This is a genomic window from Thalassobium sp. R2A62, assembly GCF_000161835.1.
GTDB lineage: Bacteria > Pseudomonadota > Alphaproteobacteria > Rhodobacterales > Rhodobacteraceae > Thalassobium.
Window position 1 is genome coordinate 1,134,794 of record NZ_GG697169.2, and the last position, 25,461, is coordinate 1,160,254.

General features: G+C 55.4%; 24 protein-coding genes. 12 read left to right on the forward strand and 12 right to left on the reverse strand.

Annotated elements, in window-relative coordinates:
* Positions 1 to 18 precede the first annotated feature (18 nt).
* Positions 19 to 1,023 (forward strand): GTP 3',8-cyclase MoaA, encoded by a 1,005-nt coding sequence (moaA, locus tag TR2A62_RS05610; RefSeq protein ID WP_009157341.1) that lies wholly within the window; start codon positions 19 to 21, stop codon positions 1,021 to 1,023.
* 13 nt (positions 1,024 to 1,036) lie between these two features.
* Here moaA and TR2A62_RS05615 read toward each other — a convergent pair whose 3' ends face one another.
* The 3 genes from TR2A62_RS05615 to argE all read right to left on the reverse strand — a co-directional run bounded on the left by TR2A62_RS05615 (position 1,037) and on the right by argE (position 4,410).
* Positions 1,037 to 1,849: a hypothetical protein gene (locus TR2A62_RS05615; RefSeq protein ID WP_009157960.1), complete on the reverse strand. Its 813-nt coding sequence runs from the start codon at positions 1,847 to 1,849 to the stop codon at positions 1,037 to 1,039.
* 146 nt (positions 1,850 to 1,995) lie between these two features.
* Positions 1,996 to 3,159: a M20 aminoacylase family protein gene (locus TR2A62_RS05620; protein WP_009159008.1), complete on the reverse strand. Its 1,164-nt coding sequence runs from the start codon at positions 3,157 to 3,159 to the stop codon at positions 1,996 to 1,998.
* A gap of 78 nt (positions 3,160 to 3,237) precedes the next feature.
* Positions 3,238 to 4,410: an acetylornithine deacetylase gene (gene argE / locus TR2A62_RS05625; RefSeq protein ID WP_009158519.1), complete on the reverse strand. Its 1,173-nt coding sequence runs from the start codon at positions 4,408 to 4,410 to the stop codon at positions 3,238 to 3,240.
* Between the two features lie 225 nt (positions 4,411 to 4,635).
* On the opposite strand from argE, the gene TR2A62_RS05630 reads away from it, so the two are divergent.
* The 6 genes from TR2A62_RS05630 to TR2A62_RS05655 are packed head-to-tail and all read left to right on the forward strand — an operon-like array spanning position 4,636 to position 10,823.
* Positions 4,636 to 5,646 carry an ABC transporter ATP-binding protein gene (locus TR2A62_RS05630; RefSeq protein ID WP_009159478.1) on the forward strand — a complete coding sequence of 337 codons (1,011 nt, stop codon included), beginning with the start codon at positions 4,636 to 4,638 and terminating at the stop codon, positions 5,644 to 5,646.
* Positions 5,600 to 6,646 (forward strand): ABC transporter ATP-binding protein, encoded by a 1,047-nt coding sequence (locus tag TR2A62_RS05635; RefSeq protein WP_009157640.1) that lies wholly within the window; start codon positions 5,600 to 5,602, stop codon positions 6,644 to 6,646. The genes TR2A62_RS05630 and TR2A62_RS05635 overlap by 47 nt, the downstream gene beginning before the upstream one ends.
* Before the next feature lie 32 nt (positions 6,647 to 6,678).
* Positions 6,679 to 8,394, forward strand: coding sequence for a peptide ABC transporter substrate-binding protein (locus TR2A62_RS05640; RefSeq protein ID WP_009157930.1), 1,716 nt, complete (start codon positions 6,679 to 6,681; stop codon positions 8,392 to 8,394).
* Positions 8,395 to 8,440: 46 nt separating this feature from the next.
* A complete protein-coding gene (locus tag TR2A62_RS05645) occupies positions 8,441 to 8,785 on the forward strand; it encodes a hypothetical protein (RefSeq protein ID WP_009158763.1) in 345 nt (114 codons plus the stop codon).
* The gene (locus TR2A62_RS05650; RefSeq protein WP_009160049.1) at positions 8,786 to 9,850 is read left to right on the forward strand and encodes an ABC transporter permease; all 1,065 of its coding nucleotides are present in this window, start codon (positions 8,786 to 8,788) and stop codon (positions 9,848 to 9,850) included.
* Positions 9,843 to 10,823, forward strand: a complete 981-nt coding sequence (locus TR2A62_RS05655; protein ID WP_009157842.1) for an ABC transporter permease — start codon at positions 9,843 to 9,845, stop codon at positions 10,821 to 10,823. The genes TR2A62_RS05650 and TR2A62_RS05655 overlap by 8 nt, the downstream gene beginning before the upstream one ends.
* A gap of 17 nt (positions 10,824 to 10,840) precedes the next feature.
* On the opposite strand, the gene TR2A62_RS05660 is transcribed toward TR2A62_RS05655, so the two are convergent.
* From TR2A62_RS05660 to TR2A62_RS05675, 4 genes are all read right to left on the reverse strand, one after another.
* Positions 10,841 to 12,121 carry a DUF3422 family protein gene (locus TR2A62_RS05660; RefSeq protein ID WP_009158814.1) on the reverse strand — a complete coding sequence of 427 codons (1,281 nt, stop codon included), beginning with the start codon at positions 12,119 to 12,121 and terminating at the stop codon, positions 10,841 to 10,843.
* A gap of 182 nt (positions 12,122 to 12,303) precedes the next feature.
* Positions 12,304 to 13,737, reverse strand: a complete 1,434-nt coding sequence (locus tag TR2A62_RS05665; protein WP_009159423.1) for an NAD(P)(+) transhydrogenase (Re/Si-specific) subunit beta — start codon at positions 13,735 to 13,737, stop codon at positions 12,304 to 12,306.
* A 12-nt stretch (positions 13,738 to 13,749) separates the two neighbouring features.
* A complete protein-coding gene (locus TR2A62_RS05670) occupies positions 13,750 to 15,324 on the reverse strand; it encodes a Re/Si-specific NAD(P)(+) transhydrogenase subunit alpha (RefSeq protein WP_009160389.1) in 1,575 nt (524 codons plus the stop codon).
* Positions 15,325 to 15,429: 105 nt separating this feature from the next.
* Positions 15,430 to 15,885, reverse strand: coding sequence for an isoprenylcysteine carboxylmethyltransferase family protein (locus TR2A62_RS05675; protein ID WP_009158559.1), 456 nt, complete (start codon positions 15,883 to 15,885; stop codon positions 15,430 to 15,432).
* A 63-nt stretch (positions 15,886 to 15,948) separates the two neighbouring features.
* Here TR2A62_RS05675 and TR2A62_RS05680 point away from each other — a divergent pair, with 63 nt between their 5' ends.
* From TR2A62_RS05680 to TR2A62_RS05690, 3 genes are all read left to right on the forward strand, one after another.
* On the forward strand, positions 15,949 to 16,437 hold the full coding sequence (locus tag TR2A62_RS05680; protein WP_040820281.1) for a DUF523 domain-containing protein: 489 nt from the start codon (positions 15,949 to 15,951) through the stop codon (positions 16,435 to 16,437).
* Positions 16,430 to 17,182, forward strand: a complete 753-nt coding sequence (locus tag TR2A62_RS05685; protein WP_009159315.1) for an SDR family NAD(P)-dependent oxidoreductase — start codon at positions 16,430 to 16,432, stop codon at positions 17,180 to 17,182. The genes TR2A62_RS05680 and TR2A62_RS05685 overlap by 8 nt, the downstream gene beginning before the upstream one ends.
* Positions 17,183 to 17,526: 344 nt before the next feature.
* Positions 17,527 to 19,719: a Hint domain-containing protein gene (locus tag TR2A62_RS05690; protein ID WP_009158461.1), complete on the forward strand. Its 2,193-nt coding sequence runs from the start codon at positions 17,527 to 17,529 to the stop codon at positions 19,717 to 19,719.
* 75 nt (positions 19,720 to 19,794) lie between these two features.
* Here TR2A62_RS05690 and TR2A62_RS05695 read toward each other — a convergent pair whose 3' ends face one another.
* The 3 genes from TR2A62_RS05695 to TR2A62_RS18035 all read right to left on the reverse strand — a co-directional run bounded on the left by TR2A62_RS05695 (position 19,795) and on the right by TR2A62_RS18035 (position 21,353).
* On the reverse strand, positions 19,795 to 20,565 hold the full coding sequence (locus TR2A62_RS05695; protein WP_009158132.1) for a gamma-glutamyl-gamma-aminobutyrate hydrolase family protein: 771 nt from the start codon (positions 20,563 to 20,565) through the stop codon (positions 19,795 to 19,797).
* Between the two features lie 99 nt (positions 20,566 to 20,664).
* The gene (locus tag TR2A62_RS05700) at positions 20,665 to 21,093 is read right to left on the reverse strand and encodes a heme-binding protein (RefSeq protein ID WP_009160131.1); all 429 of its coding nucleotides are present in this window, start codon (positions 21,091 to 21,093) and stop codon (positions 20,665 to 20,667) included.
* A gap of 92 nt (positions 21,094 to 21,185) precedes the next feature.
* Positions 21,186 to 21,353 carry a DUF2256 domain-containing protein gene (locus TR2A62_RS18035; RefSeq protein WP_009158996.1) on the reverse strand — a complete coding sequence of 56 codons (168 nt, stop codon included), beginning with the start codon at positions 21,351 to 21,353 and terminating at the stop codon, positions 21,186 to 21,188.
* 274 nt (positions 21,354 to 21,627) lie between these two features.
* On the opposite strand from TR2A62_RS18035, the gene pepN reads away from it, so the two are divergent.
* Together pepN and TR2A62_RS05710 are read left to right on the forward strand one after the other, a co-directional pair.
* The gene (gene pepN / locus TR2A62_RS05705; RefSeq protein ID WP_040821183.1) at positions 21,628 to 24,180 is read left to right on the forward strand and encodes an aminopeptidase N; all 2,553 of its coding nucleotides are present in this window, start codon (positions 21,628 to 21,630) and stop codon (positions 24,178 to 24,180) included.
* Positions 24,177 to 24,605, forward strand: a complete 429-nt coding sequence (locus TR2A62_RS05710; RefSeq protein ID WP_009159808.1) for a hypothetical protein — start codon at positions 24,177 to 24,179, stop codon at positions 24,603 to 24,605. Before pepN ends, TR2A62_RS05710 begins: the two co-directional genes overlap by 4 nt.
* On the opposite strand, the gene TR2A62_RS19035 is transcribed toward TR2A62_RS05710, so the two are convergent.
* Together TR2A62_RS19035 and TR2A62_RS19040 are read right to left on the reverse strand one after the other, a co-directional pair.
* The gene (locus tag TR2A62_RS19035) at positions 24,589 to 24,993 is read right to left on the reverse strand and encodes a transglycosylase SLT domain-containing protein (protein ID WP_255346156.1); all 405 of its coding nucleotides are present in this window, start codon (positions 24,991 to 24,993) and stop codon (positions 24,589 to 24,591) included. The two genes, TR2A62_RS05710 and TR2A62_RS19035, sit on opposite strands and share 17 nt — an antisense overlap.
* A 45-nt stretch (positions 24,994 to 25,038) precedes the next feature.
* Positions 25,039 to 25,368 (reverse strand): hypothetical protein, encoded by a 330-nt coding sequence (locus TR2A62_RS19040; RefSeq protein ID WP_009159517.1) that lies wholly within the window; start codon positions 25,366 to 25,368, stop codon positions 25,039 to 25,041.
* Between the last annotated feature and the right edge of the window lie 93 nt (positions 25,369 to 25,461).

Here is a 25,461-nt window from a genome sequence, read left to right on the forward strand (position 1 = left end):
CAGGCATACGTTTTAGCCATGAGCAGCCTCATTGACCCCTTCGCCCGCAGCATTGACTACCTTCGCGTTTCCGTCACGGACCGATGCGATTTTCGGTGTGTCTACTGCATGTCCGAAAATATGAGCTTCCTTCCAAAGAAAGAGCTGCTGACCCTCGAAGAGCTTGATCGTCTTTGCAGCACATTTGTCAAACTTGGCGTCAAGAAGTTGCGTATCACTGGCGGTGAACCGTTGGTTCGGCGCGGTATCATGACCTTCTTTGAATCCATGTCGCGGCACCTAGAGACCGGCGATTTACAAGAGTTAACGTTGACAACCAACGGCAGCCAGCTCGAGAAATATGCAGACCAGCTGTATGCCACGGGCGTCCGTCGCGTAAACGTGTCGTTGGACACACTGGACCCAGACAAATTTGCGGAAATCACCCGCTGGGGACGCCTACCCCAAGTCTTGCGCGGCGTTGAGGCCGCAACGAACGCGGGATTGCGCGTTAAGATTAACGCAGTCGCGTTAAAGAACTTTAACGACGTCGAATTGTTTGACCTTGTAGGCTGGTGCGCAGATCAGGACCTCGACCTCACATTTATCGAAGTGATGCCGATGGGCGATTTGGGAAACGAGGACCGTCTAGATCAATATTGGAGCCTCAAAAATCTACGCGCGAACTTAGAAGAACGCTTTACGGTCAACGACTTGACCGAACGGACTGGCGGTCCTGCCCGCTATATTCGGGTCGAAGAAACCGGCCAAAAAATTGGTTTAATCACGCCACTGACGCACAATTTTTGTGAAAGCTGCAACCGCGTGCGGATCACGTGCACTGGTGAAATTTTTACGTGCTTGGGCCAAGAGGGTTCTAGCGATTTACGAGAGCCACTTCGGGCTTTTCCGGACAATGACCTACATCTAGAAAACGCTATTCGCGCGGCGATTGCTCTCAAGCCTAAAGGGCATGACTTTGACTATTCGCGTCAGCAGGCAGATGGTCAGATGTCTAGACACATGTCACATACAGGCGGCTAAAGTACTGAAATCCCTAAGCCCATTCGTCGCCAAGGTCCCTGCGCGCCTCATCAATCCAATGATGTGCCAGCCAGTCGCATGGACGGGAATATCTCAACCAAGAGCCTGAATACCCTTCGACAGCTTCGGGCATTTTGGGATGACCATGAAAGCAAACCACACGGGCATTCTTAGGTAATTTCGGAACGTTAAAGTAGTTTAACGGCGGCAACGACATGCAGTCGTGTTTGTAGCTGACAACCAAATCACCCGGAATGTAGGCGAAATCATCACGCTCTTGCGCTTTGGTCGACGTATATCGCTGCTCAGACCCACGGGCGACTTCTACTTCTTGCGTAGGATTTTCCGCAATTAAATCATACAGGTAGCCGTGAGCGGAAGGGTCGTAGCGAAAGACGGAACCATGGCCTGTCTTACGACCACGGCGGGCTTCGACCCAATCATGTCGCATGGTGATTTTGCCCGGATCGTTCGACAGCAAGGGGGTCAAATCTCCGGTGATCACGACATCCAAATCGAAACCCAAAACCGGACCTGTCAAATCTGGAATGAGACCGGGCTTGAACAGGCTGACTTTGCGCATAGCCCCTTGTCGATTTGCGACAGCAAGGGCTGCATTCATCGGTTCGTGAAACGGTTCAATCGGGAGCGGCATGACCTTGATATCTGGGTTAAAACCGCTTGAATCCTCGGTCATGCAGTAGAAATCTATGTCACATTTTAGATGCCGTCGGACACCAGAATACAAACGGTTCACATACTCGGGCCCAAAGAGGGTTCCCCATTTAATGCAGGCGATTGTAGCGGTGGACTGTTCTGTTTTCATTGTGATGGCCTAGCCCAGCTATTGGATCAGACGCAAGCCGTTAACTATCTTCAGCGATCAGGACCATGCGGGTGCTTCAGGCTTGGTCCCGCATAACACGGGCCCAAGGACTGTCGTTGCAGAAACGAAAGCTGGGTGTTTCGATCCTACGCTGCAGGCATCCGCGTCTCGATGATATCAGCCCACCAGCTGCAGCCCGCTGGTATTGCATCGTCATTAAAGTTGTATTTGGGGTGGTGGACCATCGCCGTGTCGCCATTGCCGACAAGAATATACGCACCCGGACGTTCCTCGAGCATAAAGGCAAAATCCTCGCCGCCCATTACCAAAGGGGCCTTTTGGAGGTCGCCAGACACCGAACGGGCCACATCTGAGACAAATTCGGTGGGTTCTTCGTGGTTCACCATGACCGGATAGCCGTCCATGTAGTTAACAGTAGCTGAGCCGCCGTAGGCAGACGCAGTGTGTGTGGCGATCTCAGTCAGGCGGCGTCGGGCCAGATCGCGTGTATCAGGATCGAGCGTCCGGACCGTTCCGCGCAGGGTGACCTGTTCGGGGATAACGTTGAACGCCTTGGATTCGGTTTCAAAGCTGGTGACTGAAACAACGAGTTGTTTCACAGGGTCAGCATTCCGCGACGCGATCGATTGGAACGCGAGCACCATGTTGCTGGCTAGAACAGTAGTGTCGACAGTCTCATTCGGCTTGGCGGCATGTCCGCCGAGCCCACGCACATCGATTTCGAATGTGTCAGTTGCAGCGAAAAAGGGACCGGGGCGAATATGAAAGCTGCCAGTCGGCATGCCGGGCCAGTTATGCATGCCGTAAACCTCGTCGATGTTCCACCGGGTCATCAGGCCGTCGTCGCACATCTCGCGACCACCGCCCCCTCCCTCTTCGGCCGGTTGAAAGATTACGACGCAAGTGCCATCAAAATGGCGGGTCTCACAGAGGTATTTCGCAGCGCCCAACAGCATCGCTGTATGACCGTCATGGCCACAGGCATGCATGACACCTTCGGTTTTTGATGCATATGGCAGACCAGTGTCTTCGAAAATTGGAAGAGCATCCATATCGGCGCGCAACCCGATCGTTTTGCCAGAGACTGACTGTTTGCCTTTGATCACGCCGACAACGCCCGTCCGACCAATTCCTTCGGTGACGTCATCACACCCAAATGCCCGCAACTTTTCGGCGACCGTAGCTGCTGTCCGGTGTGTGTCGAACATCAGTTCTGGATGCTCGTGCAGATCGCGCCGCCATGCGGTAATTTCGTCGTGAAGTTCGGCAAATCGATTCTTAATCGGCATGGTGGCTCCTTGGTGTCGTCATTGGACGCAAATTGGGTCGGCAGGTCACTCGTTCAAGGGGCCTGCGGCGATGCGCCGTTAGTTTTGTAGGTGTTCGATCAAACGAGACAGGAAAACCTCGCCTTTGGCCAGCTCAGACATTTCGAGGAATTCGTCTGGTTTATGTGCTTGGTCGATGTTTCCTGGACCACAGACAACCACGGAAAATCCGGCCTCTTGGAAATGCCCGCCGTCGGTACCGTAGCTAACTGTATGCGACGCGTTGTCACCAGTAAGCTGGCGGGCAAGGCGTTCGGCTTCGCCGCCTTCTTCGGGTTTAACCCCCGGCCCCGGCGCAAAGAGCTTCACGTCGATGCCGGTGTCTGGATGTATTGCCTGCATATCGGCACTGATCCGCGCGGCCTCGGCGCGGAGTGCGGCAAGCCAGTCGGCACCGGACTCAGTCGGGACACAACGAATGTCGACATTAAACCGACAGTCTTTGGCTGTGATGTTCGAAGCCGTGCCGCCGTTGATTACCCCGACATGCAAGGTTGTGAAGGGGGGATGAAACATTGCCGCGACCGGATCAGGGGTCTTGGCCATATTGGCCGTTGTTTGATCGGTGATCCAGTTGATCAGTTTGGCCGCATTCATAATGGCGCTGACGCCTTCATGCACGAGGCTGGAATGCACCTCGTAGCCTCGGACATGCACTTCGATGGCATCACACCCCTTGTGGCCTGAAACGACACGCATCTCGGTTGGCTCGCCAACAATAACAGCTGCGGCCTTGGCGTTCGGGAACGTCTCTAGCATTGCCGCGGCCAAACCAGGCGCGCCCAAAAGACCAACTTCTTCGTCGTAAGAGAATGCAATCTGTAGAGGGCGCTTGAGATCTACTGCGACGGCTGCTGGCACGGCGGCCAGTGCAAGGGCGTCGAACCCTTTCATGTCGCACGACCCACGCGCATAGAGCCGCCCGTCTTTTTCAGTCAGCTCCCATGGATCGGTCGACCAATCCTGCCCTTCGACCGGCACAACATCCGTGTGTCCAGACAAAGCGACACCACCCGCGACATCTGGGCCGATGCTCGCATAGATCGATGCCTTTTGCCCCGTCTCGTCGTAAACCCGATGAGACGCGACCCCATGGCTTTCGAGATAGGTCTCGACCCAGTCTACCAGTGGTAGATTCGTTTCGCTGCTGACCGTCGGAAAACTAACCAATTTGGCCAGAATTTCGGTCGGAGTCATCATCATCGGGGTCATTGGGGGATTCCATCTCGGTGTGGGTTCTCTGCAGGGTGCGGCGCGATTGGGCAATCGTCAAGCAAAGAAGCCCTCAGTTTTGGCCGATCCAAAAATTTCGACCAATGAGACAAAAACAGACTTGCGAGAGGGTTTTAAACTGCTACGTTCTTGGCATGCCTGCACCCAAGCGTCGTCTTGGGGGATAAAAAAGAATAATAATCAGAACCACTTGGGAGGTTCTATATGCCCGATGGGGCCACGCCCGTAACAGGGCCCGTACTTGATGTCTCGGGTCTAAAAACCGTTTTTAATACACGTGGCGGCGAAGTCCACGCGGTCAACGACGTTAGCTTTGATCTGACTGCCGGTGAATTATTAGGCGTTGTCGGAGAGAGTGGGTCAGGCAAGTCAGTAACGATGATGTCGCTGATCGGGCTGTTGCCAATGCCACCTGCCGAAATTCGCGCCGGCCGTGTGTCATTCGATGGGCTTGATTTGCTGAATACCGATGTTGAAACGCTACGGGCAATCCGTGGCGGCAAGATTGGTTTCGTGTTTCAGGATCCAATGACGTCACTCAACCCTACCTTTACCGTAGGATTCCAGCTGGCCGAACCCCTGCGCAAGCACATGGGAATGAACAAACGCCAAGCCCGCGTTCGGGCGCGTGAATTGTTGGAACTAGTTGGCATTCCCGATGCAGATCAGCGGCTCGATGATTTTCCACACCAATTCTCTGGCGGTATGCGCCAACGTGTGATGATCGCGATTGCATTGGCGTGTGATCCACAGGTGTTGATCGCTGACGAACCGACAACAGCGCTAGATGTGACCATCCAAGCGCAAATCTTGGAACTGATGAAAGAGCTCCGGACCAAACTGGGTATGGGGGTCATCTGGATCACCCACGACTTGGGTGTGATCGCAGGCATCGCTGACCGCGTTTTGGTGATGTACGGCGGGCAAGTCGTCGAACAGGCGCCCGTGCGAGAATTGTTCGAGAACCCGCAGCACCCTTATACCCGCGCGCTTTTGGAGACGATCCCGTCTGTCAGTGGCGAGCGCGAAGAGCGTTTGACAGTAATTGAAGGCCAGCCACCGATTTTGGGTGCTGCCCCGACTGCATGCCCGTTTCTGGATCGTTGCGATGTGGCGACGGACCGTTGTGCCCGCGAAAACCCTACACGTGTAGAAGTAGCCTCAGGTCATGATGCCGCCTGCTTTAATCCGGGGGCTGTGCCAATTGCTGGATAACTCCGCCAAAAAGCTGGTCGAGGTCAAGGACCTCAAAATGCACTTCCCGGTCTATGCTGGTCTTTTTCGGCGCAAGGTTGGTGACGTCAAAGCCGTCGATGGCGTGTCGTTCGATGTCTACGAAGGCGAAACGCTGGGGCTGGTCGGTGAAAGTGGCTGTGGCAAGTCGACCTGCGGGCGCGCCGTTTTGCGGCTCTATGACATCACCAATGGGTCGGTGAAGATCAACGATATCGAAATCGGCGAAACACCTCAGTCTGAATTGCGCCCGATGCGGCCCGAGATGCAGATGGTGTTTCAGGACCCGCAGGCATCTTTGAACCCGCGGATGACAGTTCAGGCCATCATCCAAGAGCCCCTGGACGAGCACACCACACTGACCAAGGCCGAGAAGGCACAAAAGGTTGGCGAGCTGATGGATGCGGTGGGTTTGAACCGCGCCTTTGCAAAACGTTACCCACAAGCATTTTCAGGCGGTCAACGCCAACGTATCGGCATTGCACGTGCGCTGGCCCTGAACCCCAAGTTCATCGTGTGTGACGAGCCTATCGCCGCACTTGATGTTTCGATCCAAGCGCAGGTCGTGAACCTGCTGGAAGATCTGCAAGAACAATTGGGCCTGACCTATCTCTTTATCAGTCACGATCTGAGTATGGTTCGCCACATCGCCGATCGTGTGGCTGTGATGTATCTGGGCAAAGTGGTCGAGCTGGCCCCGCGCGAGGCGCTCTATGCCACGCCCAAGCATCCCTATACCCAAGCGTTGCTATCAGCCGTTCCTGAGCCTGACCCAACCAAAGTCACGGGTGCGGACCGTGTTGTGCTGACGGGCGATGTGCCCTCACCCAGCAACCCGCCCAAGGGCTGTAATTTCTGCACACGTTGTCCAGCAGTGATGGACATCTGCAAGCAGATCGAACCAACATACCAAGAATTAGAGCCAGGTCATTTTGTGGCCTGTCATCTATTTGAGACCACCGGCGAACAAGGTGGTTCATGAGGATTTCAAGAGCACTCAACAAGGAGAGAACAATGACACTTAAAACAGTCCTGATGGGCGCAGTGGCATCAATGGCGTTTGCGCCAATGGTTGTTGCCGATGCGCACGAAGGCGAGCGCGGCCGCGATGGCCAAGTCAATATTATCTATTGGCAGGCGCCTTCGATCATGAACCCGTATTTGTCGGGTGGTACAAAAGAATTGGAAGCGGCCTCTTTGGTTCTCGAACCTCTGGCACGCTACAACCAAGACGGCACCATGATTCCATGGTTGGCCGCAGACGTTCCGACCGTAGCAAACGGTGGTGTGAACGCAGAACTGACACAGGTCACTTGGACGCTGAAAGAGGGCCTGTTGTGGTCTGACGGCACACCAGTGACATCCGCGGACGTCAAGTTCTCGTGGGAGTATTGCACTGCAGAAGGTGGCGGCTGTGCGCAGTCCGAGAAATACAATGACGTGACTTCGGTTGAGACACCCGACGCGCTGACAGTTGTGGTGAACTTTGGCGTGTCCAAGCCGTTCCCATATGGCCCATTTGTTGGTGCTCAGTCGCCGATCATTCAGGCCGCTCAGTTTGCTGAGTGTCTGGGTCCAAAGGCGCCTGAGTGTACGGATGCGAACTTTGCCCCGATCGGCACAGGTCCATTTGTTGTCGATGAATTCCGTCCAAATGACGTGATCACACTGTCGGCCAACGACAACTACCGTGAAGAAGGCAAGCCTGCGTTCGCAAGTGTGAACTTCAAAGGTGGCGGCGACGCAACTGCGTCGGGTCGTTCGGTTCTCGAGACTGGCGAATTTGATTACGCTTGGAACCTTCAGTTGGCACCCGACGTACTGGCCGGCATGCAAGCCGCAGGCAAAGGTCAGATCGTATCTGGCTTCGGTACGCTGGTTGAGCGGATCATGGTCAACATGACCGATCCGTCAGCAGACTTGGGTGAAGGTCGTGCAACGGCTGCTCACCCTCACCCGTTCCTGACAGACATTGCGGTACGCAAGGCGATGTCCATGGCGATCGACCGCGAACTGCTGGTTGAGATCGGTTATGGCGACGCAGGTCGTCCGACATGTAACGTTCTGCCAGCTCCCGCAATCTATGCATCGACTGCAAACGACGCGTGTCTGACGCAGGACATCGCAGGTGCTAAGGCTGTTCTCGAAGCTGCTGGCTGGACCGATAGCAACGGTGACGGTTCGCGCGACAAAGACGGTGTCGAGCTGAGCATCCTTTACCAAACATCCTCGAACGCTGTTCGTCAGGACTTCCAAGCTTTGATCAAAGAGTGGTGGGCTGAGATTGGTGTAGAGACAGAGTTACGCAACATCGACGCGTCGGTCTTCTTTGGTTCGGACCCAGGTTCGCCTGACACGTTTCAGAAGTTCTTCGCTGACGTTGAAATGTACGCGAACAACTTTGATGGCACAGATCCAGAAAGCTATATGGCGAACTGGGAAAGCACTCAGGCACCACGTCCTGAGACACAATGGCAGGGCAACAACATGCCGCGCTATTCGTCTGATGCCTATGATGCGCTGGTCGCTGAAATGGCAACAACAGGTGACATCAACGAACGCGCGCGTTTGGCCAAAGCGATGAACGATATGCTGATGCAAGAGTATATCATTATCCCACTGGTTGACCGTGGTCGTGTGTCGGCTCACGCAAACACCTTGGGTGGCGTTGTGTTGAACACATGGGACAGCGAGCTGTGGAACTCAGCTGACTGGTACCGCACCGAGTAATCGGAACTTGGGGGTCGCGTGTCATGCGCGGCCCCTCCCCCTGTTGATGCGTGCCTTTGGCTTAATCATAATTCTCTTTGCAACCCCGTTGGGTGCAGCAAAGTACGAATGCGTCGCCAGAGAGATTTGTCAGGGAAACGTTTGCAACGCGGGAACGGATGTTTTCATTGTTGAGATCGGCGACACGGGTGTCGCCGTTCTGAGCGATGAAATCGGGCAAGTGGTGATGACCGACCAAGGCGCGGGCATGTATTTGACGCCTCTGTTCGGACCACAACAAAGCCTAGAGTTTGATCCGCGCACAAGATTGGCCAAGCGGCGTTTACCCGTTTTGGTGAAAGGAACACATCCGGTGATTCACATCGGGTTTTGCAAAGGAGACGGCGGCTAGATGCTGACCTTTACGATCAGGCGATTGGTGTTTGCGGTCCCGACGCTATTGTTCATCGCCTTGGTGATTTTCCTGCTGCTGGAATTGGCACCGGGTGATCCGATGGCTCAGGTACCATTGACTGTGCCCCCCGAAGTCAAAGAAGCCATGCGCCAAGCGTTGGGTCTAGGCGAACCTGTCCCGATCCGGTTCTGGAAATGGCTGGTCCAGTTCTTTTGGATCGAACCTCAGGTATTCATCGACTGGCTGACAAACAAGAGCTTCTTGTTTGGTTGGTTGCCCGATACGGATGTCTATGTGCCTTGTTCGGACGCCACACGCGCCTATTGCGATCAACGTGTCATTTCATGGCAGACCCGTAGCCCTGTGATGGACATCGTCATGCAGCGGATGCCGCAGACGCTGACCGTTGTCGGCCTGTCATACGTGGTCGGTATACTTATCGCTCTGCCTATCGGCATTTACAGCGCTTACCGCCAATATTCGGTATTCGATCAGGTTGGTACATTCGTGTCGATGATCGGTTATTCCGTCCCGCCATTCTTTAGTGGCGTTTTGGTCATCGTAGTCTTTTCGGTGGTTTTAGGTTGGTTTCCATCGATCTATGACACCACCCACCGCGTCACTGATTGGGATAGCTTTGTCTATCAGGTCAAACAGATGATCATGCCCGTCATGGTGCTGGCATTGCAGACCACCGCGCAAATCAGCCGCTTTATGCGCGCCTCGATGCTCGACAACCTGAACCAAGATTACGTCCGCACAGCACGCGCCAAGGGGATGACCGAATGGGTCGTCGTCCTGACCCACGTATTGCGCAACTCGATGATCCCAGTTGTGACTGTGATCGCACTGGGCGTCCCTGCCGTATTCGGTGGTGCAATCATCACCGAGCAGGTGTTCAAAGTGAATGGATTGGGTCAGTTGCTGATCACAGCGATCCAAGCAAACGACCTGCCGATGGTACAAACGATTACCTTTATTTTCGCGATCTTGATCGTGTTGTTTAACTTGATCGCCGATGTTCTCTACGGCGTCTTGGACCCGAGGATCCGCTATGACTGATGCAGCTGTCGCGAAACCGCCGCGCAATCAATGGTGGGACGTTTGGGATCAATTCAAATCGCACCGAGGGGCGCTGATCAGCGCTGTGATTTTTATCGCGATCATTTTGATCGTCCTGATCGGCCCAATGATTTGGCCCTATGAACCGACCAAGACCGACATTCGAAACAAAAACATGCGCCATATGTTGTCGTGTTTTGGCCTCGATTGGGGCGCTATTGCAGGCTGTCTTGTGAACCCGACTGAGAGCGGTATCAAAGTGTCGTGGTGGCACCCACTGGGTACCGATCAGCTGGGACGCGATTTGTTTGCGCGTATGATGTTTGGTGGTCGTATTTCGATGGCCGTGGGTGTGACTGCTATGCTGATCGCCTTGGTTCTCGGAACGGCTGTCGGCGTAATCTCGGGCTACTTCAAGCGGTTTGACTGGGCGTTGATGCGCCTCACTGACTTGTTCCTCGCGTTGCCACTGCTGCCGTTGCTGTTGGTCATGGTTATGCTGTTTCGCGCGCCCCTGTCGGCCACCTTTGGTACGGAACAGGGTATCTTTATCCTGATGGTCACTGCGATCGGCATCACAAGCTGGATGCCCACTGCACGGATCGTCCGAGCCGATGTTCTGGCCATCAAAGAACGTGAATTCGTTTTGGCGGCGCGATCAATCGGGACCCGCCCCCGCAAGATGATCATGCGCCACCTGCTGCCAAATGTAATGAGCCCGATCATGGTATCTGCAACACTTGGCATCGCGAATGCGATTATCACTGAAAGCGCGCTTAGCTTTCTTGGGCTAGGCTTTCCGCCAGACTTTCCAACATGGGGCCGCCTGCTGAACGACGGTGTCCAGTACATGCAGGCCTACCCCGAGCGGGTGATGTGGCCTGGCATTTTCATCTCAGTGATTGTGCTATGCGTCAACTATGTCGGTGACGGCCTACGCGACGCGTTGGACCCTCGTATCCGAGGTCTGTGATCCAGAGGGCCCTGTGGTTATTCCATGCGTTTGCGGATGGACCGTACGGCCCACCACACGCATAGGATCACCACCGGAGTGATGAGCGCCTTGAATGTGGTCGTGCCCAACCCTGCCTCTTTGGCCAGAGGTGTGCCCATATTCGCCACGAGGTTCACAGCATAATAGCTGATCGCCACAACCGAGAGCCCCTCGACGGTCTTTTGCAATCGCAGTTGTATGTCAGCACGCTTGTTCATGCTTTCAAGCAGGTTTTGGTTCTGTGCCGAGCGTTCAACATCAACCCGTGTGCGCAGCAGATCACCGGACCGTAGCGCACGGTCAGACAAAGCCTTCAGACGCGCTTGGGTCGATTTGACAGTGCGCATCGCCGGATCATACCTCCGCATCATAAACTCGGCAAAGGTTTGGCGTCCGGCAAATCGATCCTCGCGCAGCACCTCGATCCGTTGGTTCACAATCGTCTCGTAGGCCTCTGTCGCAGCAAACCGAAATTCTGACTGCGAGATCATCTGCTCCAGCTCGGACGAAACTTGAAGCAGTTGTGACAAGGTCTGTTCGGGGCTCGTCATCACGCCGCACAACTCGTCCGTGATCGCCGCAAGCTTGGTATCTATCTCACCCATACGCGGGCCTAACTGCCGCGAACGCGACAGGCCCAACATCGACATCGCCTTGTAAGTTTCAATCTCGCAAAGACGTTGGACAACGCGGCCTACACGGCGTTCGCCGGTCTCAGTGCGTGCGAATACGGCAAAGCGCATATGCCCTGCTGGGTCGATGCGGAAATCACCCGCCGTCACGGCACTATCGTCCAGCATGCGGCTGACAGCCAGGCTCTCAGGCACAAACCAATCGCGGATCTTGTTCTCGATCCCCTCATCGCCATCTTGGACTTCGACACGGATCAGAGCCGACGTCACACGGGTGCCGGGGGATTGAACCAGCCAATCCTCGGGGAACATCGCGAAAGTATCCGCATCAAAAGGTGGTTCAGAATTGCCCGGTCCAAAAATCGTGTAGGTCACAAATTCGGTATGGCTCTCCCACTTGAGTTGGTGTTTGCCGATCGGGCCAAAGTAGTGGGTCGCCCCCTCTTCGGGGTGTGGCGCGGCATAGTGATCAAGCAGCAACTTAAGATGCGCGAGATCGGCAGCGCGATCACGGCCCACTGCATTCTGCGCAGGTTTGATCGCAAGATAGGCCGCACGGCATGGTGCCTCAAGCTTTGGAAACGGGCGGGCGTGCAGTTCGTTGGCCAACGCATACCGCAACGGATGGTCTGAGATCGGAGGCATAATGTACGAGGCTCCTGCCCTTGGGTTTACGGCCATAGAGATAGATTGCCAGACGCTAGGTCAAGAAAAAAATCCTATACTTTTAAGGGGTTTGGGTGCGCAGTTGTATACCAACATGACAGCCGATCGCACAAAAAAGGGCGCCGCAACGGGCGCCCTTTGATTTGTTGTATCGACAAGCGTTAGTCGATCATTGGCAACAGTTCGTCCAAGGATTTCTTGGCATCGCCATAGAACATGCGCGTGTTCTCTTTGAAGAACAGCGGGTTTTCGATACCCGAATACCCCGTGCCCTGACCGCGCTTGGATACGAACACCTGCTTGGCTTTCCAACACTCCAGAACCGGCATACCGGCGATAGGAGAGTTTGGATCGTCTTGGGCTGCCGGGTTCACGATGTCGTTCGAACCGATAACGATAGCCACGTCTGTTTCAGGGAAATCATCGTTGATTTCGTCCATCTCCATAACGATGTCATACGGCACCTTGGCCTCGGCCAGCAGAACGTTCATGTGACCTGGCAAACGCCCCGCAACGGGGTGGATTGCAAAGCGCACGTTCTTGCCTTGTGTGCGCAGCTTGCGAACCAGCTCGGACACGGCTTGCTGCGCTTGTGCGACAGCCATGCCGTAGCCAGGGATGATGATGACGCTGTCAGCATCGTTCAGAGCGGTCGCAACGCCTGCGGCCTCAATAGCAATCTGTTCACCTTCGACCGCCATCTGTGGACCTGACGCGCCACCAAAGCCGCCCAAGATCACACTGACAAACGACCGGTTCATCGCCTTACACATGATGTAAGACAGGATCGCACCGGATGAACCAACAAGCGCACCAACAACAATCAATAGATCGTTGCCAAGGCTAAAGCCGATCGCCGCAGCCGCCCAGCCAGAGTAGCTGTTGAGCATCGAGACAACCACGGGCATATCCGCGCCGCCGATGCCCATGATCAGGTGGTAGCCAATGAACAGAGCGGCCAGTGTCATCAAGAACAACGGCAGGAAGTCACCCGTGTTAAAGTACCAGACCAAGCACACGATCGAGAGGCCTGCCGCTGCTGCGTTCAGGACGTGACCGCCCGGTAGTTTGGTTGCAGAGCTGTCTACGCGGCCAGCAAGCTTGCCATACGCGATAACCGAACCAGTGAACGTGATCGCACCAATAAAGACGCCCAAGAACAGTTCGACCCGTAGAATGCCAATCTCGATGCCGTCTTTCTTGGCCAAAAGGGCTGCGAAGCCTTCGAGAGATTTGCGCGCGGTGTCATCCATCGCCAGAACGCGCCCCAGTTCGATGTGAGCGATAAAGCCGACAAAGACCGCAGCGAGGCCAACGAGGCTGTGCATCGCAGCGACGAGTTCGGGCATTTGCGTCATCTGCACCTTGGTCGCCAATTGGTAGCCAATCATGCAACCACCGATGATCAAGAGGATCGACAAGTGCCATAAGCCCGAGCCGGGACCGACAAGTGTTGCTGCCACCGCAAGCGCCATACCGACGATGCCGTACCAAACTGCACGCTTGGCGCTTTCTTGCCCCGAGAGGCCGCCTAGCGACAGGATGAAGAGAACTGCTGCGACGACGTAAGCCGCTGTTGTGAAACCGAATTCCATGTCAGTTCCTCCTTAAGACTTTTGGAACATGGCAAGCATGCGCCGTGTCACGAGGAAACCCCCGAAGATGTTGATACCCGTCATAAAGACCGCGAGACCTGCAAGAATGACGACGAGGTAGGACCCCGATCCGATCTGCATCAACGCGCCCAAAATGATGATCGACGAAATCGCGTTTGTCACCGCCATCAGCGGAGTGTGCAACGAATGCGCGACGCCCCAAATGACCTGGAAGCCGATGAACACCGACAAAACAAAGACGATAAAGTGCTGCATAAAGCTGGCAGGAGCAACAAACCCCACACCCAACACAAGTGCTGCACCAACGGCCAAGAGCGTGACCTGATTGCGGGTCTCTTTCTTGAACGCGGCTTGCTCGGCTGCGGCTTTTTCCTCGGCAGTAAGCTCGGGTACGGCTTCTTGTTTAGGAGCAGCAGCAATAGCAGCAATCTTTGGTGGGGGCGGTGGAAAGGTGACCGCTTTTTCATGGGTGATCGTCGCGCCACGAATGACATCGTCATCCATATCGTGATTTACGACGCCGTCCTTTTCAGGGGTCAGGTCTGCCATCATGTGGCGGACGTTAGTCGCATAAAGCGTCGACGCCTGAGCAGCCATCCGGCTAGGGAAGTCTGTGTATCCCACGATTGTCACACCGTTGTCGGTGACAATCTTCTCATTCATGACGGTCAGCTTGCAGTTGCCGCCTTTTTCCGCAGCAAGGTCAATGATGACCGATCCGGGTTTCATGCTCTCGACCATGTCTTTGGTCCAAAGCTCGGGCGCCTCGCGGTTCGGGATCAACGCCGTGGTGATGACGATGTCCATTTCAGGAGCAAGCTCGCGGAACTTAGCAAGCTGTGCAGCGGTAAACTCTGGCGAGGACACAGCAGCATAGCCACCCGTTGAGGATCCGTCGGCCTGTTCTTCGTCAAAGTCGAGGAACACAAATTCGGCGCCCATAGATTCGACCTGTTCGGCGACCTCTGGGCGGACGTCGAATGCATAGGTGATCGCACCCAGTGACGTGGCCGTACCAATCGCGGCGAGACCCGCAACACCAGCGCCAACCACCAGAACCTTGGCCGGTGGCACTTTGCCCGCAGCCGTAACCTGTCCGGTAAAGAAACGGCCAAAGTTGTTACCTGCTTCAATCACAGCACGGTAGCCCGCAATATTTGCCATGGACGACAGCGCATCCATTTTCTGGGCACGCGAAATACGCGGCACCATGTCCATTGCGATGGCTGTTGCGCCTTTCTTGGCGACCGTGTTCATCAACGCCTCGTTGGCGGCAGGGTAGAAGAACGAGATCAGCGTTTTGTCGGCCGTCAGACGTTTTGCCTCGGTGTCAGACGGTGGACGAACCTTGGCGATCACGTCGGCTTCTTTGAAGAGGGCCGTTGCCGTTTTGACGACCTTGACGTCGGCCTCTTTGTAAGTCGCATCCGAGAACCCAGCGGCAGCGCCTGCTCCAGCTTCGATCACACATGTGTGGCCCAGCTTTTGCAGTTCTTTCGCACTCGCAGGTGTCATAGCGACCCGCGCTTCGCCTTCGAAAATTTCTTTTGGTGTACCGATAATCAAGACGTACGTCCCCCTTTTCCGACAGGTATTTAGCCAATTCCGACGTGCTACCCAAGCTAGTGCGGGATCACAAGGACGCCAACGCAATAATCTTGCGTGTTACCGCTAAAGTGGGGCTTTTGTGACCCAACGCGGCGTCACCGCAGCCCAATCTGCAAACTCATTTTGAAATACACGCATCAGCCGCGCCTCTTCTCCGATGATAAAGCGTTTGGTGATCAAGCTGATAAACACCGGAATAAGGATAAGGGTCAAGGGTACAGACCACACAAGCGCAAGCCCTGCGAGGATCATCGCGTCGCCCATATAGATCGGATTTCGCGTCCATTGAAACGGCCCCGAGGTGACCAGTGCGGTTGGGTTTTGACGCGGGATCGGCGTTGTGCGCGCGCGCTGCATAGTAACAACAGACCACACGATTGCAGCTAGTCCCGCGGCGATCAACGCCCAACCGACAAACACAATCTCTGACGGCATGGGGCGGGAATAGATCTGTTTCACGCTCCACATCACAGCGGCGAAGAGGGCAGTCCAGACAGGCGGCAAGTCGATCCATTTCATTCAATCTTTGTGCACCGGATTGTTTTGCTTGTCACCTGCGCAATGCTGGGTCAGCATCCCAGTATGAGTGACAAGATTTTGATCAGTGCCTGCTTGTTGGGACATCCCGTGCGCTACGATGGACAAGGCAAACGATCGGAGCATCCGTTGATCGCGCAATTGCGTGCAGACGGGCGGCTGGTGGCCGTGGGCCCTGAGCTCGCTGCGGGGTTTGCAACACCGCGCCCCGAGGCCAAAATCCTAGGTGGGACGGGTGTCGATGTCTTGGACGGATCAGCGCAGATCTACGAGCGAACAGGCAGAGACGTGACAGACGGCTATGTTGCTGGCGGTGTTGCGGCAGTTGATGCCGCGCAGACCGCTGGATGTTCACATGCGATATTGATGGACGGTAGCCCCTCGTGCGGCTCGACCGAGATTTACTCGGGTGATTTCGCTGGCGAACGGGCTCCCGGTCACGGTGTCACGGCGGCGCAATTGCACAGGGCTGGTGTTCAGGTTTGGGCTGTCAGCCAATTAGACGATTTGGCACAGGTGCTCGCAGATGGATGATTTGACGGGACAACACGCACTGGTCACAGGTGGCGGGACCGGGATCGGATTGGCCATCGCCCAGATGCTGCAGGCCCAAGGTGCCGAGGTGACGATCACAGGGCGCCGTGCCGACGTGCTAGAGGCCGCAGGTGATCAGTTTCATCCCGTCGCAATGGATGTCAACGATGAGACCGCGACACGCTCTGCGATCGCCCGTTCTAGGATGGACCGTGGGCCGATTTCAATTTGTGTTGCGAACGCGGGCATTGCAGAGGGCGGACCATTTGACACTGTCACCTTGGCTGATTGGCGCCGCATGATGTCGATCAACCTAGATGGGGCTTTTGTTACGATGCAGGCCTGTCTCGCCACCCTGCCCCACGATCACTGGGGGCGCTATATCGCGATCAGCTCGATCGCTGGCCTTAGGGGCTTGCGCGGTGCGGTTCCCTACACTGTCAGCAAGCATGGTTTGATTGGCCTCGTTCGTGGTCTGAGCGAGGAATACATGCGCAGGCCCGTTACATTTAACGCCATCTGCCCCGGCTATGTTGAAACGGACATTGTTACGCGCCAAGTGCCCCTCATCGCCAAACGAGACGGCATTTCAGAAGACGCCGCGAGGGCAATTCTGGCGGGCGGAAACCGGCACAAATCCCTGTTGCACGTCGAAGAAATTGCGGCAACCGCAAGGTATTTAGTCGGTTTTGGATCCAACAGTGTGAACGGTCAAACCCTGACGATTGCAGGCGGCCAACTCTAGCCGAGAGTCCTTGACACACCGCTTCACACCCAAACCACCCCAATTTTTACTAACTTTCTCAATGGATTACGAAATCCAAAGCACACGCAGCAATTGTATGCTGACGTGGCGACACCCCTGACGGGAACAATCTGGCGTTTCTGTGAAATTAACCACGTCGCCGCCACAATTCCGCCCTGACTGCCCCAATGTGTCCAGACTTGACTTTGATTGATCACAATCGGCTCAAATTCTTGCCTTAGCCCAACGTTAGGGATTGCCCGTTAGCGAGCGTGACGCGTGGTTGTCTCGTTCAAGCTTAGGGGCAGTACGACCCCGATTGTCGAAGTAAGGAAGTAGTAAATATGGCTCAGGGTTATCTAGTAACACTTGGCGACACCACCTTGGATGCAGGTGATGTCATCAGCGGTGCGTTGATCACATACACGACTGATTTTGTGATCGGTTCTGGCTCTTGGACATGGTCCGGCACATGGACTGTCAATGACACTAACTACAACAACATTACAGATTCTGGTACCTACGAGCTAGGCACCGACGGCAACGTCTACTTTATTCCGACCAACTGGTTCGTTGATCCAATCACGACTGCGTCCGCCACGACCGCCCCTACCTATACAATCGGCGACACACCTTCGCCCTTCGTAGAAGGTACAACCGGCAGCGACACGGTCGACAACAGCTACACCGACAGCGACGGTGACCAAGTCAGCGTCGACCATGACTTCATTTCGACTGGTGACGGCAACGATACAATCACAAGCACCGGTGGCGGCAATGACACCGCTTACGGCAGTATCGGCTCTGATACGATCACTACTGGCAGCGGTGACGACACTGTTTATGGCGACAGCAACCTCGGTCAGGTTGGCAGCGTTAACATGTCTTGGCTTGCAGAAGGTGCATCCGGGACGGACGTCACGGCCGGCTTTACCCAAGACACTGGTGACATCAACGTTGAGGTGACCATCACTGACTTGGGTGGTCTGAACAATGCGTCCACCAACAACTCGACCCAATACGGGAGCCAGTTTGACAACTTTAACCCAAATTCCGCGCTTCAGCTTGGTGGTAACGGAAGCGCTACGTCCGGCGTTGAATCCGGCACTGCCGAAGTCAAATTTGACTTCTCAGACAGCTCTGGCGGCTTGTACGAAGACGAAGTTGCAAACGTACAGTTCCGCATCAACGACATCGACCAAAGCTCTTGGGACGACCAAGTTACTGTTGTGGCCTTTGACTCCGCCGGTAACCCCGTTTACTTAGATTTCCAGCTGGCTGGCGATGACATTTTGACCGGAAACTCGATTGACGGTGTCGGCAACGATTCCCAAGCCGATGAGGGTGGATCGGTTCTGATCAACGTTCCTGGCCCTGTTGCGTCGATTGAAATCACCTATGCCAACACCGGCACCGGCGGTCAGGCGCTTTGGATTACCGACGTAGCCTTTGATCCCATTTCGATCACAGAAACCTTTGACGACAACATCAATACCGGCATCGGTGACGACGTCATCTATGGTGAACTGGGCGATGACGACATCAACGCCGGATCCGGCGACGACATCATCGATGGTGGCGTTGGCGACGACACAATTTACGCAGGCAGTGATAATGACACTGTCACAGGTGGCGCTGGAAATGACACGATCTTTGGCCAAGGTGGTGATGACATCATCAACGGCGGCGAAGGCGACGATACGGTAACCTTCTCCGAAGGTGACGATATCGAAGGCGGCTCAGGCAACGACACGTTTGTCCTCGAAGACCTCGGCGAGCCGTCCAACGGTGTGATCACCATCGACGGTGGTTCGGGCGACGAAGGTTTGGGCGGTGATACGCTTCAGCTGGGCAACCTCGGGGTTTTCACCCAAGATGTCATCGACAGCTTTGTCGACGACGGCACAGCCAGCTTCTCGGGTTCGGTCACGCTGGAAGACGGCACAATCCTGAACTTCTCTGAGATCGAGAACATCATCTGCTTTACCAAAGGTGCGATGATTGCCACGCCGCGCGGTGCACGTGCGATCGAAGACCTGCGCATTGGCGATCTGGTGGTGACACGTGATCACGGGCTGCAGCCAATCCGCTGGATGGGCAACCGGACTGTGCCGGCAATGGACAAATTCGCACCCGTGCAGATTTCCCAAAGCGTATTGCCGGGTTCCGAGCGCGACATCCTCGTTTCACCTCAGCACCGGATGCTGTTCCAAGGCTACCGCGCAGAACTGTTGATTGGTGAAAGCGAAGTTCTGGTTGCAGCCAAGCATTTGATCAACGGCAAAGACGTTTTTCAAAAGACCGGCGGTCTGGTGACCTACTATCACATGATGTTCGAGCACCACGAGATCGTGTTTGCTGATGGTGCGTCGTCCGAGAGCTTCCACCCCGGTGAGATTGGTTTGTCCGCAGTAACGGATGCGGCCCGCAACGAACTGTTCAGCCTGTTCCCAGAGCTGCGCTCTGATCCGAACGGCTACGGCCAGACAGCACGCCGTTGCCTGCGTAAATGTGACGCTGTTCTGCTCCGCAGTTAAGAACGTTTAAACCGACAAAAGAAGGCCGGCCTGAACATTCAGACCAGCCCTTTTTTCTAGGACGTTGCCCAGTGTTTAGGCTGACTTGAGGATCTTAGGGAATTGCGACCATGAACGGGCCGCCTGCCCCAACCCTTCGAACAATGGGCGCGATACCGCGTCATAGGCCGCACGATATTCAGGGTGCCATTGCACGCCGATCGCATACCCGCGGGCATCTTGGATATAGATCGCTTCGGCAGTGCCGTCCGGTGCGTGGCCGTCGACAACAACACGCGCGCCAGCTGTTCGAATGCCCTGCCCGTGCAGCGAATTGGTTATGACCTCAGGCGCGCCCATCAAGTCGTGAAAAACACCACCCTGCGAAAACGTCACCGTGTGCCGCATCGCAAACTTTTCATCGAGCGTTCCATCAGGCGGCATGCGGTGATTGTCGCGCCCTGGCAGATCACGAATTTCGGGATCCAATGTGCCCCCCATCGCGACGTTGATCTCTTGGAAGCCACGGCAAATCCCCAAGAACGGCTGGCCTCGCTCCACCAGAGCCCGGATCAGCGGCAACGTAACCGCGTCACGTGCGCGATCAAATTCGCCATGCTCGGGTGTCTCTGACTCGCCATATTCATCGGGGTGCACATTGGGTCGAGCGCCGGTGAATACAAATCCATCGCACATCCGCAACAAATCATCTGTCGATGCATATCTCGGATCAGCAGGGATAATGACCGGCAGTGCACCGCACACCTCTGCGACGGCGTCACAGTTCATCGACCCAGCCGCCTGAGCGGGATATTCATCGTTGATCAGATAGCTATTGCCGATGATGCCTATTGTCGGGCGTGTCATTCCAAACCTTTCCGTCTTCTATCTAACGAGAACTTAGGCCGACAATCTTGATGATAAAACTCGACTTTTCCGCACAAGTCGCGCGGCGCTCCTGCACATTTAGATTTCAGCGGTAAAGCCGGCCTCTTCGATCCCAGCCTTAGCTGCGATAGCGTCGTTGTCCGACGTGTCACCTGTCAAACCGACGGCACCGATTACCGCACCTGATGCATCACGTACCAATACGCCACCCGGTACTGGGATGACCTGACCGCCGTAGGCTCCGTTGACGGCTGTCATGAAATACGCCTGCTGTTCAGCTCGGGCCATTTGCGCAGTCCCTGCCATCCCTAACATGATCGAGCCGTACGCTTTGCCCTGCGCAATCGCGAACCGGCCCGGTGCTGCACCGTCTTCGCGCTCGAATGCTTTGACATGGCCGCCAGTGTCCAGCACGACCACTGACAAGGGTTTCAAACCCATCTCGTGGCCTTTGGCGATTGCGGTCTCGATGATGGTCTTTGCTGCGGCGAGGCTGAGTTCGGTCATGTGTTTTCTCTATCCCTGATGGCGATGGCCGCACCCGCGGTTATCAATTCACCGCCAGAGAATAGAGCATCACAGACCTACGCCAAGACGTATTAGTGGGTAGATGGGCCATCTGACTTGGCGCGCTCGTTCCGGCACCGATCCGAGCAATATTTAACATCATCCCAATGGCGCGCCCATTTCTTGCGCCATGTGAACGGCCGGTCACAGGTGGCGCAAATCTTGGTTGGTAGATCAGATTTCTTGCGGGTCTTGCTCATACTATAGCTGGTACATTTCTACCCGCATTGTCGTCAACCAACGCGTCAGTGTCGGGCGCTGCATCATCATATTGGTTTGCACAGCGAAACCCGTTTGATGAAATTTCACGCGCCTTCTATCGCATTTTTGGGGAGGTCTAAGATTTTCAAAAATGCGCTAGGTCCTGTGATTGCGAGCCACAATTGTTGCGTCTACTGTGGGATCAAACAAAGTGCAGAGCTCACAAAAGCTGCGATCTGCCAGATCAACCAAGCCAAAAAGCGAGCCACCAACATGACCCAGACGCCGCCCGAGACGATCTACCTCGCTGACTACACACCGCCGAACTATTTGATCGATACGGTGCATCTGACTTTTCGCCTAGCCCCTGACGCGACACGCGTCATCAGCCGCATCCAGTTTCGCCCCAACCCCAAAGCGGAAAACGACCAGTTCTTTCTTCATGGCGAGGGTTTGACCCTGATATCAGCCACGATTGATGGTGCTGCGGTCACGCCTCAGCCGGTGGATGGTGGGCTGACCTGCCCCGTACCCAACGCCCCCTTTGTGTGGGAGACAGAGGTCGAAATTGACCCCGCCGCCAACACGGCGCTGGAGGGGCTATATATGTCAAACGGCATGTATTGCACCCAATGCGAGGCCGAAGGGTTCCGCAAAATCACCTATTACCCCGACCGACCGGATGTCATGGCCGTCTTTACGGTGCGCATAGAGGGCGATGCACCGGTGCTATTATCAAACGGCAATCCAGGGGACACCGGCAAGGGTTGGGCCGAATGGCATGACCCGTGGCCCAAACCCGCCTACCTCTTCGCGCTCGTCGCGGGCGATCTGGTGGCCCACCCTGACGCATTCACCACATCAGAGGGCCGGCAGGTCGCGTTAAACATTTGGGTGCGTCCCGGAGACGAAGACAAATGTGCCTTTGGTATGGACGCGTTGAAACGCTCGATGGTTTGGGACGAAGAGGTCTATGGCCGCGCCTATGACTTGGACCTTTTCAACATCGTGGCCGTTGACGATTTCAACATGGGCGCGATGGAAAACAAAGGGCTGAATATCTTTAACAGCTCATGCGTCCTCGCCTCGGCGGACACATCGACCGACGCGGACTTTGAACGGATCGAAGCGATTATTGCCCATGAATATTTCCATAACTGGACAGGCAACAGGATCACCTGCCGCGATTGGTTTCAGCTTTGTCTCAAGGAAGGCCTGACAGTCTTTCGCGACCAGCAATTTACCGGCGACATGCGCGGCCATGCCGTGAAGCGGATCGATGACGCGATTGTTCTGCGTGCACGCCAATTCCGCGAAGACCAAGGGCCGTTGGCCCATCCTGTTCGCCCTGCAAGTTTCGTCGAAATCAACAATTTCTACACAGCCACCGTTTACGAAAAAGGTGCCGAGCTGATTGGCATGTTGAAACGGCTTGTAGGCGATGAAGCCTATGATCGCGCACTTGAGCTCTACTTTGCGCGCCATGACGGCGATGCCGCGACGGTCGAGGATTGGCTCGCCGTTTTCGAAGAAACAACAGGCCGCGATCTATCACAGTTCAAGGGCTGGTATGAGCTGGCCGGAACGCCGCAGGTGCGAGTGTCAGAGACTTGGGAAAACGGGGTCTATACCCTCCACTTCGAGCAAGAAACCCAGCCAACGCCAGGCCAATCAGACAAAGTTCCTATGGTGGTTCCGATCGTGATCGGACTGCTGGATGAAACAGGTGTAGAAGTCGTCGAAAGCCACGTTTTCGAGATGACGGAAAGCGTGCAATCTACTTCATTCAATGGATTAAAAAACAAACCTATACCATCGATATTACGTGATTTTTCCGCTCCCGTTTCTGTGCATCGCGACACGACCGATGCCGAACGGACGCTGCTATTGGCGCATGACACCGACCCGTTCAACAGATGGGAATCTGGCCGTATTCTAGTCGGACAAACTCTGGCCAAGATGGCAACCGATGGGGCATCACCCAGCACACAAATGCTGGACGCTTTGCTGGCAGTCGCGCGCGACGACACGCTCGACCCTGCGTTTCGCGCGTTGGTTCTCAGCCTGCCCAGCCAAGAAGACACATCAGCCTCTATTGCCGCATCGGGGCGCGTCCCAGATTCATTGGCAATCCACCGTGCGCACGAGACCCTGCGCCAAGCAATCGCACAACATATGCAAGACATCCTACCTCGGCTTTACGCGACTATGCAGATCGAAGGCGCCTATGCACCGACGGCCGTGGATGGCGGTAAGCGCGCGCTTGGAAATACAGTTATGCGGTTGCTTAGCCAGCTAGACGGCGGGACGACAGCGCAGGCACAATTTGCGGCTGCAAACAACATGACGCAGCAGGTCACGGCGCTGAACTGTCTCGTCGAAATCGACAAAGGGGCAGACGCGCTGGCCGCGTTCGAGGCGCAATGGTCACATGATCGTTTGGTCATGAACAAATGGTTTGGCGTTCAGGTGCAGATGGCGCAGCCCCAGCACGCGGCACAGGTTGCACAGCGGTTGACCGAACACCCGCAATTTGACTGGAAAAACCCGAACCGTTTTCGTGCGGTGATGGGCGCACTGGCCGCCAACAGTGCTGGATTCCATTCCGAAGATGGCGCCAGCTATGACCTGTTGGCCGATTGGCTGATCCGGCTGGACCCAATAAACCCACAGACCACAGCGCGCATGACCGCAGCGTTTGAGACGTGGAAACGGTTCGATGTAGACCGTCAGGCCCGTATCAAATCCGCGCTAAACCGCATTCAAAGCAGCGCGAATTTGAGCCGCGACACCGGTGAAATGGTTGGGCGGATCCTCTCTGCATGAATTGGTCATTTCAGCGAAACGGGCGCAGTAGACGGGCCGTGATTGGCCTCATTCTGTTTGTGAGCCTTCTGTTGGCCCTGCGCATTTGGATCCACGCGGCTTACGGTGTTTTGATAGTGCTCAGTCTCTTTGCCCTGCCCTTGGTGTGGGATGTGCTGCGCAATCCGGTTTCTGGGATGGACATCACAGAGAATGATCTGCTCTGGTACTCTGGTCGTGCGTGCGGTGCAGTCGCATTGAAAGAAATTGCGCTTGTGCGATTTGACACCCGTCTCGATTTTTCGGTGAGGGTCACGATTGTCCTGCACAGCGGGCGCAAGGTTCGGGTCATTCAAGCGGCAACACCGACCCCTGACGATTTAGAAAAAACCTTGGTTCGTTTTGGCGTTGCAACCCAACACCACCATTTCAACCTGATGAATTAGGCTCTGCCGTGTACAGACGAACATCCAACGTTTCTGGCCGGTTGCGTGGGCGCACGCTGTTCGTAGCGCGGCAATTGGTCTGTTGACGCATCCAGTTCGACATTTCGTTGCGTTTTCCAGAACTGACCATTGGGCCCCAGTCCGCTGCGACACCGCGCCAGCAAGTATCACGGATTGTGATTGCATTATCGCGTGGCACGGTGACGGCCATGATCCGAACAGCACATGACAAGTTATCTGTCGTATCTTTGAGCATCGCACCAGTTCGGGCGTGGCATCCATAGCGACGCGCCGTATCAGGATAAACCTGCAAGAGACCGTACCACAGATCACCCCCGCCAACGGCCGTTGGACGGTAGTTACTCTCGTGTTTGGATAGCGCAGACATCATGCCGACCCAAAATGCGCGGCTTAGCTCGGGCGGGTTATCTGGTTACGCTGGGCACCAAGTCGCAATATCACGCGGAACAACGTCTTCGATCCCTGCCCCATGCGCCAGAAGCGCGGACAGAGCCGCGCGGGTCCAAGCACGGCCATTCGGGATAGTATCCCACCGTGTGCGCGGCAGATAAGCGTTGCGAGCAGTTGGGCGAACCTCGGGGTTGATCGCGGCCAGTATTTCAGGTGACGCAGTCGTTACGACACCCGCAACTGGGCGGATTGTGGGTTCCATAGGTGCAACTGACTGCGCCGAGCCAAATGTAGGCGACACAGACAGAACAGCACCCAGAATCAGGGCGGATAGGCGAGCAGGAGCAGACATAGAGAGCAATTAACCCGTTTCTGACCATAAAAATCAATCATTTACGAGAAAATCGACCGCTTTTGCAGCCGCCGATCTAGGCGTAGAGAGCCG

Coding starts and splice junctions, on each gene's coding strand:
- moaA (WP_009157341.1), top strand. CDS start 19: ATGAGCAGCCTCATTGACCCCTTCGCCCGCAGCATTGACTACCTTCGC.
- TR2A62_RS05615 (WP_009157960.1), bottom strand. CDS start 1,849: ATGAAAACAGAACAGTCCACCGCTACAATCGCCTGCATTAAATGGGGA.
- TR2A62_RS05620 (WP_009159008.1), bottom strand. CDS start 3,159: ATGCCGATTAAGAATCGATTTGCCGAACTTCACGACGAAATTACCGCA.
- argE (WP_009158519.1), bottom strand. CDS start 4,410: ATGACCCCGATGATGATGACTCCGACCGAAATTCTGGCCAAATTGGTT.
- TR2A62_RS05630 (WP_009159478.1), top strand. CDS start 4,636: ATGCCCGATGGGGCCACGCCCGTAACAGGGCCCGTACTTGATGTCTCG.
- TR2A62_RS05635 (WP_009157640.1), top strand. CDS start 5,600: ATGATGCCGCCTGCTTTAATCCGGGGGCTGTGCCAATTGCTGGATAAC.
- TR2A62_RS05640 (WP_009157930.1), top strand. CDS start 6,679: ATGACACTTAAAACAGTCCTGATGGGCGCAGTGGCATCAATGGCGTTT.
- TR2A62_RS05645 (WP_009158763.1), top strand. CDS start 8,441: ATGCGTGCCTTTGGCTTAATCATAATTCTCTTTGCAACCCCGTTGGGT.
- TR2A62_RS05650 (WP_009160049.1), top strand. CDS start 8,786: ATGCTGACCTTTACGATCAGGCGATTGGTGTTTGCGGTCCCGACGCTA.
- TR2A62_RS05655 (WP_009157842.1), top strand. CDS start 9,843: ATGACTGATGCAGCTGTCGCGAAACCGCCGCGCAATCAATGGTGGGAC.
- TR2A62_RS05660 (WP_009158814.1), bottom strand. CDS start 12,121: ATGCCTCCGATCTCAGACCATCCGTTGCGGTATGCGTTGGCCAACGAA.
- TR2A62_RS05665 (WP_009159423.1), bottom strand. CDS start 13,737: ATGGAATTCGGTTTCACAACAGCGGCTTACGTCGTCGCAGCAGTTCTC.
- TR2A62_RS05675 (WP_009158559.1), bottom strand. CDS start 15,885: ATGAAATGGATCGACTTGCCGCCTGTCTGGACTGCCCTCTTCGCCGCT.
- TR2A62_RS05680 (WP_040820281.1), top strand. CDS start 15,949: ATGAGTGACAAGATTTTGATCAGTGCCTGCTTGTTGGGACATCCCGTG.
- TR2A62_RS05685 (WP_009159315.1), top strand. CDS start 16,430: ATGGATGATTTGACGGGACAACACGCACTGGTCACAGGTGGCGGGACC.
- TR2A62_RS05690 (WP_009158461.1), top strand. CDS start 17,527: ATGGCTCAGGGTTATCTAGTAACACTTGGCGACACCACCTTGGATGCA.
- TR2A62_RS05695 (WP_009158132.1), bottom strand. CDS start 20,565: ATGACACGCCCGACAATAGGCATCATCGGCAATAGCTATCTGATCAAC.
- TR2A62_RS05700 (WP_009160131.1), bottom strand. CDS start 21,093: ATGACCGAACTCAGCCTCGCCGCAGCAAAGACCATCATCGAGACCGCA.
- TR2A62_RS18035 (WP_009158996.1), bottom strand. CDS start 21,353: ATGAGCAAGACCCGCAAGAAATCTGATCTACCAACCAAGATTTGCGCC.
- pepN (WP_040821183.1), top strand. CDS start 21,628: ATGACCCAGACGCCGCCCGAGACGATCTACCTCGCTGACTACACACCG.
- TR2A62_RS05710 (WP_009159808.1), top strand. CDS start 24,177: ATGAATTGGTCATTTCAGCGAAACGGGCGCAGTAGACGGGCCGTGATT.
- TR2A62_RS19035 (WP_255346156.1), bottom strand. CDS start 24,993: ATGTCTGCGCTATCCAAACACGAGAGTAACTACCGTCCAACGGCCGTT.
- TR2A62_RS19040 (WP_009159517.1), bottom strand. CDS start 25,368: ATGTCTGCTCCTGCTCGCCTATCCGCCCTGATTCTGGGTGCTGTTCTG.